Below are 14146 nucleotides of genomic sequence, written 5' to 3' on the forward strand. Positions count from 1 at the left end.
GTGGCTACATACATCAACCAGCCGATGTTCCCCGTCTCCTATCTCCGCCCGAAGCGCGCGTCATTCGACAACGTCGGAAGCGGCGTCGACGGAGGCGTTGACGGCGTCGGGCAAGCCATCACGATCGAAACAGCGGGGGGCGGGCTTGTCACCGCCTCCTACGAAGCCATGGTTTTGGAAGGGCCGGACGAGCGGCATGAAATCATCAATTGGCTAGGCGCCAGACTGAACGGCGGTTTTCGCTTCATCAACGTGCCTATCGTTAATGACAAGATCGGTCCATTTCCATTCATCCGCGGTACGGTGCGGCCCATCGTTGACGGCATACCGCACTCTGATGGAGCGCTGTTTTCTGACGATTCCGGTTACTCACAGGCAACCGTCTGGGGCAAACTGCTTGAAAATGCTCCTCTTAACGCGGGGCAAATAACGATGCGGGTCTATGGCGCGTCTCGCGATTTACGCTGGTCGGACTGGCTTTCCATCTATCACGACCAGAATGGGGCGTCGTCTAAGGGCTGGCGGGCGTGGCGTTATTGGGAGAGCGACAAGCTTAACGAAGGCACGGAAATCGTTGATGGAGTTGAGTTGTCCTTCAAGGATTACAAGCTAGCTATCAGCCCTCCTTTAAGGGAGGCGACGGCGGCCGGCACTCGTATCGAGGCCGCAAGGCCAACATGCGTCATGAAGATTGCCAAAGGAGAGACTATCCCTTGGGACTATGAGGGCTGGTATTCATCCCGCCCGAGCATCCATTTCGTGGAGGCATTCTGATGGCCTACTCGGTGGACTATGTGCCTTCGGCAATCATTGAGGCGCAGCGTGGGTCTCACCAGTTGGGCGTCTTCCTGCGCATCGGGACAGAACCAGCGTTGCATATGTGGTTCGGAGTGAACGATGTCCCAGCCGGGTTCGACGGGGTTGATGCCGACGGAACAGTTTATCTCGGCGGCGGGCGTCTGATTGGCATCCCTTCACTCGAGGTATTGGTCAACGGGACGTCGGACGCAGTTGATTTTTCGGTGTCTGGTATCGACCCGGCGACCGGCGCGGCGATGCTCGACAGCATCCCGCCAGTTCGCGGCGCTCTTGTGCAGGTCGGGTTGACCACGCTTGATCAATACTACCAGCCGATGAGCAAGGTCATTCCGATCTGGACCGGCATAGCCTCACACACCAAAGAAGCCAGGCAGCCGACCAAAACCGGTGATACCGCAACGCTCTCTCTCGGCCTATCCGTCGTTGCCGGTGAGAACACTCGGTCTCGGGCCGCAAGGGTGCTGTGGTCGGATGCAATGCAAAAGGCGATTTCGCCAACGGATGAGTTTTGCAGCCGAACAGGCGAACTGGCACGCGCCATAAACCCGGTCTGGCCCAACTACTGAGGCACCATGAACATTCATGAGTTTCTGGCTCTGCCACATCGGTTCAGATGGGGCGGAATAGGCGGCGACGACTGTTTCACGTTCCCTGCCTCTTGGTGCCTTGACCAGAAAGGTATTGATCCGGCGGCGGAGCATCGGGGCGCGTATTGCAGCCGGATTGAGGCGCACGCGCTCATAGCCGAATATGGGGGCGAGGTTGCGTTTGCTTCTAGGCAGCTTTCAACGATAGGGGCGCGCCGTGTGCAGAACCCACAAGACGGTGACGTTGGTATCGTCATCATGATGGCGGGCGAGAACTCTTCCGAAATGCATCAGGCGCTTGTCGGCGCCATCCGCTTTGGGCCTCTCTGGGCTTCTATTTCTCCCGCTGGTGTGCGGGCAACGAAAGCTGACTTTGTGGCAGCGTGGAGATTTCCCCTGTGAGCTTCCATCAAAAGATGATGCTTCAGCGATATGGCTTGTGCCATACGACGAGCCTTTACAGCCAAGTCGTCTTTGATCCGATTTTCACGCCAATCTTCACGGCAGTGTTCGGGACAGCTGGCTTCACGATCGCCGGCACCACGATCACCTATGCGTCGATTGCTTCGGCAATTGCCGTCACAGCGTTGACGATCGGCATTCAAGCTCTCATGGCACCTAAGCCACCGAAGCCGGAAGATGGCCGCGTTCCGAAAATTCAGTCTATCCCATATCGGCAATGGGGCGTTGGTCGTTGTCGCATGGGCGGCGCGCAAATGCTTTGGACGGCTAAGGGGTCGAAGCTGTTCTCGGTCCAGGCGATTGCCGGTCACCGTATCAAGAGTGTGAACCGCTACTGGCTGCATGAGGACGAAGTAGAGGTAAATGGCGGTGGCGTTACGACCGAGGGCGATCGGTACGGGTCAAACGTCCAGATCCTACGCAGATACGGAAACTTCCCGGAAGCGCCATACGATGAGATAGTAGGGGAATTGGGCGCAAGCGGCGTCTGGACAAATAATCACCGTGGCGACGGTCAAGCGTCGATCGCCTACATCGCCACAAATGCGGCCGCCAAGGATCAGAATACCCGGTTCCCCTACGGTGCGCCTCAGCTCTCCGTTGAGGCAGATCTCGCTTATGTTTTCGATTACCGCATCAGTTCTGACCCCGGCAACCCGGCGGCTTGGGTTTGGTCGCGAAACTCCGCCCTCATCATGTGCTGGCATCAGTGCTTCAATGAGTTCGGTCACAAACGTAATTTTAACCGGGCGATCCTTCCGGTTATCGATATGTGGATCGAAGAGGCCAATGTTTGCGATGAGGATGTTTCTCTCGCGGGAGGCGGGACGGAAAAACGGTACGAATGCAACGGCTTCGACACGACGGAAAACGATCCGAAGGTTGGGACAAATGCAATCCTCGCGACGTGCGATGGCTGGATTTGTGAACGAGGGGACGGCGCTCTTCTTTTCACGGTAGGAAAATTCCGCGAAAGCCGTGTCGTAACGCTGACTGACGCCGATATAACCGGACACCAGATCGAATATGATGTCCTGTTCGAAGACGAGATCAACCGCCTCATCCCGAAATTCACGTATCCGGCAACCGGCTACGCTACGAGCGATACGGACTTCTTTGAGGATGTGGCTGCGCAAATAACCGCAGGCCGCGTTCTGGCTCAGGAGGCTGATTATCAGTGGTGCCACCAGTGGCGCCAGGCAAGACGCCTTGGAAAGCGTGACTGGCTTCGCGTGAGGCAAAAGATACGCGGTAATCTGATCGTTCGCCTGTCAGGCATCAACGCCGTTTATGCGCGGTGGGTCAGGGTGAATGCACCTTACATGTTGCCGCGCCTGAATGGTCAGTTGATCGAAAACAGGAAATCCACACTGTCAATTTTGCAGGGCGGGTTCTCCATGGACTTCATCAAACACCCGGAAAATATTGAGGATTGGAACCCGGCAATAGACGAGGGGCGCGCGCCGCCGGTTCCTACTCGCCTGAACGCCGACGAAATTGAAACGGCGGTCGTCAATTCTGTCGTTGTCGAAGCCAACGGCGGCTCCGTTTATCTGCGAGTCCGCATCGATCAGCCGGACGATGGAAGTCTGACGCCTATGGTGCGGTACCGGATCGCAAACACGGGTGGCGGCAGCCCAGGTGATTGGGTGACTAAAGCGTTTGCGGATATGCAGCCGTCTGGAGGCTTTATCACTGTCTCCACGGACATAGTGCCATCAGATCAGGTCTTGGACGTGCAGGCTGCCTTTACTGCCTCCAATGGCAAAACTGGTGATTGGTCGGCTACGGAGACCGTAACGTCTACGTCTGACCCAAATCCTCCGGGTGTGGTTGATGTCGACCCTGTCTCTACAGGCGTCGGTACAGCGCTGTTCTCGTGGACTGCCCCAAATAGCTCGAATTACGCCGGCGCGAAAATTTACTGGAACACGGTCAATAACTTTGCGACCGCATCATTCCTTGGTCCTGTTGAGTATGGCGGTCCCAACGCACCCGACAGCGCTGAAAGGTCAATTAGCGCGGGAACGCGATACGGCTGGATAACATCGGTCAATCGTTCCGGCGTCGAAAGCGCGCCGACAGCAACCGGTGCTTTCACCGTCGGATAATCGAATTAGCAACATTGAAATTGAGCCTCTGGTTGATCGCCGGAGCGATCTTCTATGGAGAAGAGCATGGCGAATGAAATCCTAAACGTCTTCAATCAGGTCTACGCTGACGGTCCAAGCATTTCCCCATCGCATCCGCCTAAGAGTGAGATCAGGGGGGCGATTGCGACGACGCTGCAGCAGCAAATCGATGAGGCTAAGGATAATGCTGCGGCTGCGGCTGCGGGAGATATAGACGCTGCCACATGGGCTGAACTCGTTGCTACCCCAGGAACCCGTGTGGGTCAGCCCGGCTACGTCCCGGCCGTAGACACCGGCACACACACTGACCCAGTCGTGGGTGGGACTGTGCCAAATGGTGGCACCTACCGTTGGTCTGGATCTGCGTGGAAGAGGACTGGCGATCCGACCGATTCTGCCGCAATCAGGTCGGAAATCGCCCGTGTGCAGGTAAAGACAAATGCGGCTGTCGCCACAACTTCGGCCCCGGCTCTTAAGGCGAGCGCTGCAACAGTTTCGGCGTCGCGGGTAGACAGTATTGCTGCCTGGGCACCAGCTGATTTCTCCGGTTGGATTTTCGCATGGTCTCCGTCCGAGGTCATGATCGTTGATAGCATAGAGCCTCTTCTCAACATCGGCGCGACAGTCTCTTATCTTGAACTCCGGGTGTGGCAGAGATCGGTCGCCAATGCGTCAAGCACTACCGCTATGGGTTCCCTTGCTGGTGATGCTGAAATCTATAGTCGTACCGTCCCTGTGTCAGAGGTCAGCCAAGCCGTTGGCACTTTCAGTCATGTCCGTATCGACCTATCCGCCCTTGGGGCTGTCGTTCCCGGCTTTATTTACGGTGTAGAGCTGGTTGCCCGCACTTCGGGCGGAGCCTTTGCGCCGATCGCCGGTGCTGCATCGTCTTACAGTGGCACTCACCCCCAATGGGAGCGCGGCTGGGTACGCGCGATTGCAGGTAATACTGCACCAGTATCGTCGGCTTCCAGGCTGACATTCCGCCTTAACAAGAGTTCGGCACGCGGGGTCGATGTGCTGCAAGGGAATGTCGCGGCGCTGGCTGGGAATTTCTCGGCCCGCTATGACGTTGCCGCCGCTGATACTGGCTTTGCCGGACGGTATGCGCTGAGCAACAATTTCCGCGGGGTGCAGGTAGGCATCGAGATCACCGAGCCGACGATCGGGGCGAGCGTGGTCCTGCCATTCCATGTGGCGGCCGACTGCGCCTTTGTTTATCTGCGTGTCTACCAGAGAAGGACGGATGCAGCCACTACGGCAGCATTCGGGAATGATTCCGCTGACATCGTGGTGCTTGATAAATTGGTGCCGATTGCGGATGCCGGTCTGGCTGCCAATGTTGCTGGCACGGCGACAATCGACCTTTCCGATCTCGCCGTCATGCAGCCAGGATATCTTTACGGCTTCGAGCTGACGGGCAAGACCGCAACGATGAGCGCTGCGATTATCGCTATGGCCAATACGAGCCAGCCGAGCGGTTCGCCGCAGTGGGTGCGTGGCTGGTACACGACAGCAGCACCACCCAGCTGGTCGGCGTTCAATGCGACAACCGGACTTTCCATTCGGCTCAACAAGTCGTCCTACCAGCCTAACGATGTGCCGGAAACGCCGATCGCCCCCGCTGTTATCTCGACCGATTATCAGATCCGGACGTTGATCGGCTTCACCGCCAAGATACCGCCAACCGAGACGCGCCGCCCATCTGGTCGCGTAAAGACGCCGGAGACCACACTGAACTTCGATGCTCCGGCGTCCACGGTTCGGACAGGGACACTTTCCCTTGCTCTTCTGCCGACCTCTGGGATTTCCCCTGTTCTGCCGACGTTCGATCAGTACATATCTGATGTGACGTTGGTTCGGATTTCGGACGGTGTAACGCTGATGCAGGGTACAGACTATGTCGTCTACCCAGACCAGGGCGCGGTTGGGTTGCCGGCTGCTGGAACGCCTTTTGACGTGAACTACACCATCACCGGTCACTCCCAGCGTTACGACATGGTTTCTCTGAATCCTACTACGAGGGCTGTGGTGGTGACGAAAGGGACGGACCGGGTCCGCGATCCGGATTACTACGCTGCGGTAGCGCCAGCTGGAAACATACCGCTCTACCGTGCCTTCGTCACCCGTTATGGGGCCGATCTTATCCCTCTCATGCATCATCATCGGATGGTGAGGGACGATCTCAAGTCTGACTTTGCTGCTCGTATGGCCTACAACCGTTCCTGTCTGGCTAAGACCCTGAAAGCGTTTCGTGCGGGAATTGCTTGGAAGCTGATAGGATACGGCGACAGTATCACCGCTATTGGTGGTGGCGGCATTGAACCGGATGGCGCATTGCGAGACATGGCGTCATGGATATCTGGCATGCCAGCAGATACAAGGGCAACCATACCGGTCTTTGATGGCCCTGGTGGTGTTGGCGCTCACGTTCATATTGGTTGGAACTGGGTGCTGAAGGCAGCTCTTGAGACGCGTTATAGCTCGGCTATCACCTATCTCAATTTCGGTTGGTCAGGGACCACTTCGGCAAACACCGGCAACAACGGTCTGAACCCGACGAGGCTAAACCGCGTCCTGTCGGAAGGTCCGGCCCTAATGGTGCTTGCTTTCGGGATGAATGAGCTGGGTTCGACGTCGACTTATGCCAATGTCGTCAGCATCATCCAGCAAGCTAAGGCTGCTGGTATGGAGGTGATCGTGTTGACACCTCCGCGATGCAATGAAATCGGTCGCGCTTCCGTCTACGACAGTTGGCGCAAGACGCACGATGACCTCATAATGGCTGCCATTGATACGGGGTCGGCCTATGTCTCCACCTTCGAAATCTCGGGCAACGGTTTTGAAGGAGCGATCGGTCGTTCCCCGAAGAGCATGTGCATGCAGAACCTCTATAACCACCCGTGGCCGCTTGAGCTGTCGGAAATTGGCGCCGCCTTGGTCAAGAGTTTTGACTAAGCTGTTAATTCTAATGGTTTGGCTCCGCCTGACCTGACGCTGGAATATCCCTCGACCAAGGCGTCAACCATCTAGGCTCGCTTCGGCGCGCCTTTCCTGCGCCGTAACCCGGCACCCATAACCACAATCAGGAGAAGCCTCATGCTGAAGGCTGATGTCGCGCGCTCGATCGAGCGAGTTGCGAGCGTGCACGGTATCGACCCGGCGGCGCTGAAGGCTGTTGTCGAGGTCGAGAGCAACGGCGTTGTCTTTGCGGATATCGACGGCAAGGAAATGCCGATCATTCGGTTTGAGGGGCATTACTTTGACCGGCTGGTGACGGCGTCTCGTCGTGAGGAGGCGCGGCGTCTCGGTCTTGCATCCCCGAACGTCGGTGGAGTGAAGAACCCGGCATCGCAGAAAGACCGCTGGCAGCTTCTTGGACGGGCAATGATGATCGACAAGCAGGCAGCACTGGAAAGCACGTCCTTCGGCGTTGGGCAGGTCATGGGGAGCCACTGGAAAGCACTCGGCTATCCAACGGTAATTGATCTGTTCGAAGCGGCCCGCAGCGGCGTAGAGGGCCAGGTCGATCTGATGGTTCGCTTCATCAAGACGAACAATCTCCTCGGGGCGCTGAGCCGTAAGGACTGGGCCGGGTTCGCTCGCGGCTATAACGGCCCTGCTTACAAGAAGAACGCCTACGACACGAAGATGGCCGCCGCATATGAGCGCTATGCGAGAAAAGAACCGGTAGCTTCTGGTGCCGTAGGCATGTTGCGCCTCGGCTCCAAAGGCGCAGGGGTTCGCGAAATTCAGGTACTCCTCACGCGCGCCGGCCATTCCGTTCCGGCCGATGGCGACTTCGGCCCTGCCACTGATCGGGCGCTACGCAGCTTTCAGGATGAAAACTCCCTGACGATCGACGGCGTTGCCGGTCCGCAGACCATGCGCAAGCTGAAAGAGTTTCAGGTGTCCGCGGATGAGAAGCCTGGCAATCTCGGCATCGCGCAGGTGCCGGAAGTGAAGAACGCAGCGCGCAACTTCGGCCCGCTGGCGCTGGTGACTGCCGCACGCGACCAGATTGCAGAACTCGCAACCTATGTCACCGGCATCAACTCGGATCTGGCGAACACCATCGCGAACGGGATGCTGGCCGTCTCGGGCGCCATTGGTCTCGGTCTTACGATCTGGGGCGTCTACGGCTGGTGGAAGAGCAAGCAGACGGTGGAACAGGCATGATCACAGACAAGATCAGTTTCGCCGTTGGCGCGGCTGCAGGAGCGATTGTGGCCTGTCTGCTGTTCACCACCATCAACGCCGTCTGGTGGCTTCCTTGGGCTAAGCAAGAGGCGCGATTGATCGAGCGTGCGGAACTCGACGCTGCAACCAACAAGGCAATCGGAGAACTCACCAATGAAGCTGATAAGGCTCGCGTCAATCGTCGCCTGTGCCGTGAGCGTGGCGGCGTGTACCTCAACGCAACAGGTCGCTGCCAGTAAGGAGCGGTTGAACCAGTCAGCCCGGTCAATCTTCGGAACGTCTCTCGTTGGCGCTCGGGGCGCATCACCCAAGGATCAGGATGCAATTGATGAAACGGTTGCCGGCATTTGCGGCGCCAAGGTTTGGACCGTCGGCGAGTGCGCGCGCCATGACGAACTCACAGGAGCGAAATAATGGCACCTACCAAGCGATTTGACACAGTCACCTATCAGGGGGCGGCCGGCAATCTTCTCGACGCGCAAGGCGTCGTTGCGTATAGCCCAGATGGCACTCCGGCTGGCGACAAGAAGCAATACACGCTGCTTGCTGGCGCGACCGCAACCGGCTCTCAGGTCGGGCCGATCTCCGGCGGTGATTATATCTGGCGCGCGGAATCGGCCAACTGGAACGGTGCTACGGCCACGCTGCAGTATCTCGGGCTTGATGGCGCGACGTGGAATAATGTGAAGGACAGCGCAAACGCTGATGTGACGTTGACAGCCAATGGCTCGAAGGCGATCGGCGTTGCCCAAGGCTCTGTCATGCGTGTGTCGATCAGCGGCGGTACTCCTGCACCCATGAACTCGGTCATCGGTGGCCTGTAATGTCTGCGCTTGGCTATGGAGCGGCGGTGACCGAGGCCGCACTGAGCGCTATATCCGCCCGCCTCGGCAAAGTGGAAACGGCTATGCCTGGCAAAGCTGATACGTCCATGGTGGCATCAGAACTGGCAGAGAAAGCCAACGAGAGCGATCTTCCACCCGCGGTGCAGTGCAAGCGCATTCAGGTGGCAGGAGCTTCAGGTGTGGCGACGTGGGTATTCTCTCCAGCCTTTGAAGTTGCGCCGATCTGCGCTGCCATCGCTGAGACTCCTACTGGCGCCAGCTACATCAACGTTGCCACAATCGTTCAGGGTTCGACAACGACCGCGCAGACGCAGTTCGTGGTTAAACAGGTCGCCAAATCAATCATGCTCCCCACTCTCGCCACGGCGCTGCTCGGTCTCGTCTTGACGCTGTTCGGCTTCGCTCCCGCCGGCGTCTACGTCAACTGCTTCGCCCGCCGCCCTTCATAGGATAGACCAATGGTATCTCGCGCGATCTTGAATAACTGGCCGCTGGTGCCGCCGTCTGGGACTAGCAAAGGCGATCTAGTGGATATGCCAATTGCTGCCTTTTCGTTTCTATCTTCGGTCTTTGGGGTGAACGTTTACAAAAATAACGGGCTATTCGTCCACGACTACGACGACCAGAAATCGAAGCCCGCGATCACCGGATCGACGTACTACGTGAAGCCGGGTGGCAGTGACGCAGCGGCGGGTACATCGCCTGCAACGGCGTTTGCCACTTTAAGCCGCGCCATGAACCGCATCATCAACGATGGTGTTTCTCAGGCGCTTGTCGGCAAGATTGTCATTGACACCAGTGCTGGGGACATCATCTACAGCGGCAGCACACAGGGGCTTTACGGCGTCACCTGCCGGAAATCGGTCGTGATCGAACCTTCCGGTCCTGGTCGTGTCATCTGCGCAAACACTGTTGCCAATACAGCATCGTTCACATGGACGGTGACCGCGAACCCGCCGATTTATTCAACTCCTTGCCCATCTGCGCCGGGATATGTCGTAGACCTGTCTCGCATCGTTGCTGGATCGCCTGCTAACAAGCGAGAATATGAACCTCTGGCACTAGGCGCGTCGGCCACGACCTTGACCGCTGGACAGTATTTCTACGATAGCGGCACCACCACGCTTTACGTCAGAACGGCAGACGGTCGCGCGCCTGACAACAAGATCATCCCCACGGCAATTGGCACAGGCAGCTTTGCCTTTGGCCCGCAGCTTTCCGGCCAAGTCTTTTGGGCGAAGGGTATTGATTTCGTCGGCGGCTACAATACGCAGATCGATTACACCTTTATGCCCGACAACACCGGCAAGGCGTATTTCAACGAATGCACGTCTCAGGCGACGGGGCTTGATGGCTTCGTCATGAACATGATGGGTTACGGGCTGTTCAGCAAATGCGGCGCGTACAATACGACCGGCGACGGCTTCTCTGCCTATGCTGGGGCGGCCGGGAACACTCTAAACCAGTCTTGGAAGGCAGAGCTTGATTGCCGCGCTCGTCGTAATGGAAACAGCGGTAATCTGGCGAATAACGCTTCCACGGGCCATGATGCTTCAAGGACGGTGGTTGTGAACCCGGATTATGATCTGTCGCAGGATAGGCTCGTTCACTACGTCTACGCATCGCTGGCGTGGATCGTTGGTGGTATTCTTGGCCGCTCAGCTCGCGCTTCTGGAGCGACTTCAAGAACATTGATGGTCAATCAAGGCGCATCTGGTCGCGTCCCGACAATCTGGCTTGATGGTGTTACCTACAGCGGCCACTCCGAAATCGATGTGGAAGCCACATCCTACGGACAGATACTCTTCAAAGGCTCTACCCCTGCCGGTCTCACCACCACGACCAGTGCAAACGGTGTGATCGGAACCTACTGATGACGGATATAGAAAAATCAATGCGAAGCTTTCGCTATGGCTTCATGGCTGGCTCAGCCTGGGTGCTTTTCTGGTTTCTCGTTTCACTCTGACGCTCTCCCCCGACCTATGGCCGGGGCTTCTTCAATCGCATCTCAAGGGCAGGCTTACCGGATGGCGGAGAATACAAACATGCAGATAAGTCGCGCGCCTAAGTTGGAATGGAACCTCAATACCATAATCCAGATTGTCACCCTCATCGGTATGGTCGGGGGCGGGATCGCAATCTGGGTAGACAAGAGCCGAGACATAGAAGAGCTTCAGGGCTGGCGAACGAACCACGAGCAGCTGCACAAGGAGCGCCTTGTGGACGTTAAGGCGAATGAGGCAAGGAACGACGAGAAGTTCAAGAGCGTCGAGGCTGATGTTCGAAAGCTCACCAGCCTAACAGACAGCCTCAATTTCCGGCTCACCACCAACGAGAATGCCACGACGGGTATTGCTTCGACAGTCAAGGACATCCAGACCCAGCTATCTCAGCAGTCTGGTGACCTTCGCGAGATAAAGGTCATCTTGCAGCGGATGGAGAAGGGCCAGCGGCCTTGAGCATGCCCCGCTCCGGGTAATGCTCGATGCAGTGCCACGATGGCTTGTCTGCCTTAGACCGGCTGAAGCCAAAACTGCCCCAGCGCTTACACCCCGGATGCTCGCACCAGTGATTCTCGTGTACGCCGTCGCCGGCCTTGATGTTCTGGTCGCTCATGCCTTCACCCTTACACCAACGACAGGCGGCAGCCCAGCCGCTTCTCTCACCATGTCATAGTGATCTTCCACCTTACGTGCCGCCTCGTGCACGTCCGGCACATAGCCGCCCTGTGGAAGCACGTTGACCCTGATGCGCCTTGAGTGCCCTCCATCCCATTTGTAGGTGCCGCGCATCGGGCCTGTCTCTTGCTCAGAGATTCGGCCGACAATCTCCCCCTCGACAATGCATACGAAGTCGTTGAGAAGTTCGCCGTTCAAGGCTCGCTCTCCCTTCCACGTTCTCATCCAGAAATGTCTGCGTTGGTATTTCTCATCATCGCGCACGGGCTTTCCCTCCGGTGACAGAGTTTCGTTTTGCCGCATGTGATGGAGCGCGCCGCCCAGCGCGGAAAAGAACCCTTGGTGAACAGCAACTGTAAACCGGTTCTTTTCGTGTAAACTGCTTGAGGGTGGGGGATGCCTCAAGTCTTTGAATTAATGGTCGGAGCGGCGGGATTCGAACCCACGACCCCTTGACCCCCAGTCAAGTGCGCTACCGGGCTGCGCTACGCTCCGAACCTGAAAGCCGTTTATATATAAGCCTGTTAGGGCGCAAGCGGAAAATAGCCTTTTCTTGAAAAAAGGAACAAAGGCTGTGGACGGTGGGTAGGGGACTTTCTTCCCGAAGATGTTGCCCGTCAAACGCGTGACACATCATCCTTCCATCATGGCGGGAACCTGCCGTGTTCTTTGGCGTTCCAATCTAAGCGAAACTAAAATTCAGGGAGATGAAACATGTCCGAACTCGTCGTTGTCGGTTTTGACGGAACGGAAGAGGCCGACCGGGTCCTTCTGAAACTTGCTGGAATGAAAAAGGAATATCTGGTCGATCTGGAAGATGCCGTCGTCGTCGTTCGCGATGAAAACGGCAAGGTGCACCTGAAGCAGAGCGTCAATCTGACGGCGATCGGTGCAAGCTCCGGTTTTCTCTCCGGTGGTCTCTGGGGCGGCCTCGTTGGCCTGCTGTTCCTCAATCCGCTCGCGGGATTTGCGATTGGCGGCGCGATCGGTGCGGGAACGGGTGCGCTTGCGGGGTCGTTGACGGATTATGGCATCGACGACGATTTCATCAAATCTCTGGGTGAAACCATCCCGAATGGATCTTCGGCGTTGTTCGTGCTGATCCGCAAGGTGCAGCCGGAAAAGGTGATGGCGGAACTGGAAGGTCTTCGTGGGCGGGTCATCAAAACCTCGCTTTCGCCAGAGCAGGAAGCGCAACTGCAAAAGGCGCTTTCCGGCGGAACGGAACAAGCCGCAGCACCTGCCGTCTGAACGATGCAGGGAGACGATGCTGCGGCATGATTCATGTCGCAGCAGATCTATGAAAGTGCGGCGGCGCTCTTTGCGACCCGTGCCGGAAACGTTGGCTTAAACCGTCAGCGTTCCGGTTTTCGCCTGCGGCCAGGTCAGATAATAATACCGACTGCCGACATTGCCAAAAAATGCGTTGTCGCCGGAAATACTGTCGACATAGGCGCCACCAGTAGTCTTTGCATAAGCCGAACCGTCGCGCTTGAGGTGGTCCTTCAGAAAATCGCTCCAGCCGGTCGTGGTAATCTCGGTTGCCGGTTTTGAGGTGGTTGTCTTGTCGGCCTCCACGTCCCAGGCTTTTATCTTTGCGCCTTCGGTCGGATCGGAGGCTGTCAGCGTTCCAGCGGCCAGCGCTTCCAGCATTGCCTTGGCTTGCGTAGATTTGCTCGGATCCTTGGAGAGTTCTTCCAGCGTCGCCTTCAGGCTTGTCATGAAACTGGCCTGCGTAATGTCGCCGGAGGGCGCCTGCGTGCTGGTATCGTCGGTCTCCGCGTCAGTGCCGGAGACTTGCGCATATTGCGCCAGAAGCTGTGTCAGCCGTGTATTGGTGGAGGAGGGCGAGGTGTCGATCCCGTAGGAGTCGAGGATCGCAGTTCGTGGCGAGGAGGTCGAAGCGGAATTGTCCTCCTGCTCCTTGATGGCCTTGAGTGCGAGTTTGGTGGCATTGATGCGTGTGGACAGGTCGACGGAGGAGACCATTGCGCTCACTGTTTCCATGATCAGGCCGATACACGTCATGCATACCGAACCGGCTCGGCGAAGATTCTCGATCCCGCCTTTCGTCTCCTCTCATAAGAAGACCGGGTGTATCCCCAGCCGTCTCAAGCTTGGGATGCACCCGGTCTAATAGCCGAACTTTGCGCGACGCTTGCGGACATATAGTGCGTCTCTAATGAACCGAAGCGTTGGACGCGCTCAATGCCTTGGTTTCAGTCATGAAACCGCTACGCATTTTACTGGAAGTGCTCAGTTTTCCTGCACGGAAACACCGTTCGGGCCGATATTCATCTCGATCCCCTTCGGTTTGCTTTCTTCGTGCCAGACATACGCTCCAAGGCCGACAAGAACCACCAGGAGTGCGCCAATGATGAAATAGAGATTGTTCGTCTGCGTCATAGGATGTCTCCCCGTTT

The 14146-nt window shown here is 57.2% G+C and carries 14 protein-coding genes, 1 tRNA gene and 1 pseudogene; 12 read left to right on the forward strand and 4 right to left on the reverse strand.

What is annotated here, in order from left to right; all coding sequences use genetic code 11:
- The 11 genes and pseudogenes from ACQZ5Y_RS21280 to ACQZ5Y_RS21330 all read left to right on the forward strand — a co-directional run bounded on the left by ACQZ5Y_RS21280 (position 1) and on the right by ACQZ5Y_RS21330 (position 11504).
- On the forward strand, positions 1-774 hold the full coding sequence (locus ACQZ5Y_RS21280) for a hypothetical protein (RefSeq protein ID WP_174059848.1): 774 nt from the start codon (positions 1-3) through the stop codon (positions 772-774).
- The gene (locus ACQZ5Y_RS21285) at positions 774-1385 is read left to right on the forward strand and encodes a hypothetical protein (RefSeq protein WP_174059849.1); all 612 of its coding nucleotides are present in this window, start codon (positions 774-776) and stop codon (positions 1383-1385) included. Before ACQZ5Y_RS21280 ends, ACQZ5Y_RS21285 begins: the two co-directional genes overlap by 1 nt.
- A gap of 6 nt (positions 1386-1391) precedes the next feature.
- Positions 1392-1808, forward strand: coding sequence for a DUF6950 family protein (locus tag ACQZ5Y_RS21290; RefSeq protein ID WP_174059850.1), 417 nt, complete (start codon positions 1392-1394; stop codon positions 1806-1808).
- Positions 1805-3979, forward strand: a complete 2175-nt coding sequence (locus tag ACQZ5Y_RS21295) for a phage tail protein (protein WP_174059851.1) — start codon at positions 1805-1807, stop codon at positions 3977-3979. The genes ACQZ5Y_RS21290 and ACQZ5Y_RS21295 overlap by 4 nt, the downstream gene beginning before the upstream one ends.
- A 54-nt stretch (positions 3980-4033) precedes the next feature.
- On the forward strand, positions 4034-6958 hold the full coding sequence (locus ACQZ5Y_RS21300; protein WP_174059852.1) for an SGNH/GDSL hydrolase family protein: 2925 nt from the start codon (positions 4034-4036) through the stop codon (positions 6956-6958).
- A 141-nt stretch (positions 6959-7099) separates the two neighbouring features.
- Positions 7100-7837: pseudogene (locus ACQZ5Y_RS21305) on the forward strand (N-acetylmuramidase domain-containing protein); the annotation flags it as partial.
- 338 nt (positions 7838-8175) lie between these two features.
- The gene (locus ACQZ5Y_RS21310) at positions 8176-8439 is read left to right on the forward strand and encodes a hypothetical protein (protein ID WP_236762852.1); all 264 of its coding nucleotides are present in this window, start codon (positions 8176-8178) and stop codon (positions 8437-8439) included.
- A 174-nt stretch (positions 8440-8613) separates the two neighbouring features.
- Positions 8614-9024, forward strand: a complete 411-nt coding sequence (locus ACQZ5Y_RS21315; RefSeq protein WP_174059853.1) for a hypothetical protein — start codon at positions 8614-8616, stop codon at positions 9022-9024.
- Positions 9024-9494: a hypothetical protein gene (locus ACQZ5Y_RS21320; RefSeq protein ID WP_174059854.1), complete on the forward strand. Its 471-nt coding sequence runs from the start codon at positions 9024-9026 to the stop codon at positions 9492-9494. Before ACQZ5Y_RS21315 ends, ACQZ5Y_RS21320 begins: the two co-directional genes overlap by 1 nt.
- Before the next feature lie 9 nt (positions 9495-9503).
- Positions 9504-10919, forward strand: a complete 1416-nt coding sequence (locus ACQZ5Y_RS21325) for a hypothetical protein (RefSeq protein ID WP_174059855.1) — start codon at positions 9504-9506, stop codon at positions 10917-10919.
- 171 nt (positions 10920-11090) lie between these two features.
- On the forward strand, positions 11091-11504 hold the full coding sequence (locus ACQZ5Y_RS21330; protein ID WP_236762856.1) for a hypothetical protein: 414 nt from the start codon (positions 11091-11093) through the stop codon (positions 11502-11504).
- A 153-nt stretch (positions 11505-11657) separates the two neighbouring features.
- Here the strand turns inward: ACQZ5Y_RS21330 and ACQZ5Y_RS21335 are convergent, their stop codons facing one another.
- A complete protein-coding gene (locus ACQZ5Y_RS21335; protein ID WP_112402966.1) occupies positions 11658-11921 on the reverse strand; it encodes a hypothetical protein in 264 nt (87 codons plus the stop codon).
- A 220-nt stretch (positions 11922-12141) separates the two neighbouring features.
- Positions 12142-12218: transfer RNA gene (locus ACQZ5Y_RS21340), tRNA-Pro, on the reverse strand.
- A gap of 219 nt (positions 12219-12437) precedes the next feature.
- On the opposite strand from ACQZ5Y_RS21340, the gene ACQZ5Y_RS21345 reads away from it, so the two are divergent.
- Positions 12438-12974 (forward strand): DUF1269 domain-containing protein, encoded by a 537-nt coding sequence (locus ACQZ5Y_RS21345; protein WP_003512604.1) that lies wholly within the window; start codon positions 12438-12440, stop codon positions 12972-12974.
- Positions 12975-13070: 96 nt separating this feature from the next.
- Here the strand turns inward: ACQZ5Y_RS21345 and ACQZ5Y_RS21350 are convergent, their stop codons facing one another.
- Both ACQZ5Y_RS21350 and ACQZ5Y_RS21355 read right to left on the reverse strand, forming a co-directional pair.
- Complete coding sequence (locus ACQZ5Y_RS21350) at positions 13071-13751, reverse strand: hypothetical protein (RefSeq protein ID WP_236762858.1); 681 nt, start codon at positions 13749-13751, stop codon at positions 13071-13073.
- A 228-nt stretch (positions 13752-13979) separates the two neighbouring features.
- Positions 13980-14129, reverse strand: coding sequence for a hypothetical protein (locus ACQZ5Y_RS21355; RefSeq protein WP_003512607.1), 150 nt, complete (start codon positions 14127-14129; stop codon positions 13980-13982).
- Positions 14130-14146 lie beyond the last annotated feature (17 nt).

Source organism: Agrobacterium sp. A3-95 (genome assembly GCF_053521785.1).

Excerpts from the sequence above, each read along its gene's own strand:
- ACQZ5Y_RS21285 (WP_174059849.1), top strand. The coding sequence starts at position 774 with ATGGCCTACTCGGTGGACTATGTGCCTTCGGCAATCATTGAGGCGCAG.
- ACQZ5Y_RS21290 (WP_174059850.1), top strand. The coding sequence starts at position 1,392 with ATGAACATTCATGAGTTTCTGGCTCTGCCACATCGGTTCAGATGGGGC.
- ACQZ5Y_RS21300 (WP_174059852.1), top strand. The coding sequence starts at position 4,034 with ATGGAGAAGAGCATGGCGAATGAAATCCTAAACGTCTTCAATCAGGTC.
- ACQZ5Y_RS21310 (WP_236762852.1), top strand. The coding sequence starts at position 8,176 with ATGATCACAGACAAGATCAGTTTCGCCGTTGGCGCGGCTGCAGGAGCG.
- ACQZ5Y_RS21315 (WP_174059853.1), top strand. The coding sequence starts at position 8,614 with ATGGCACCTACCAAGCGATTTGACACAGTCACCTATCAGGGGGCGGCC.
- ACQZ5Y_RS21320 (WP_174059854.1), top strand. The coding sequence starts at position 9,024 with ATGTCTGCGCTTGGCTATGGAGCGGCGGTGACCGAGGCCGCACTGAGC.
- ACQZ5Y_RS21325 (WP_174059855.1), top strand. The coding sequence starts at position 9,504 with ATGGTATCTCGCGCGATCTTGAATAACTGGCCGCTGGTGCCGCCGTCT.
- ACQZ5Y_RS21330 (WP_236762856.1), top strand. The coding sequence starts at position 11,091 with ATGCAGATAAGTCGCGCGCCTAAGTTGGAATGGAACCTCAATACCATA.
- ACQZ5Y_RS21345 (WP_003512604.1), top strand. The coding sequence starts at position 12,438 with ATGTCCGAACTCGTCGTTGTCGGTTTTGACGGAACGGAAGAGGCCGAC.
- ACQZ5Y_RS21350 (WP_236762858.1), bottom strand. The coding sequence starts at position 13,751 with ATGACGTGTATCGGCCTGATCATGGAAACAGTGAGCGCAATGGTCTCC.
- ACQZ5Y_RS21355 (WP_003512607.1), bottom strand. The coding sequence starts at position 14,129 with ATGACGCAGACGAACAATCTCTATTTCATCATTGGCGCACTCCTGGTG.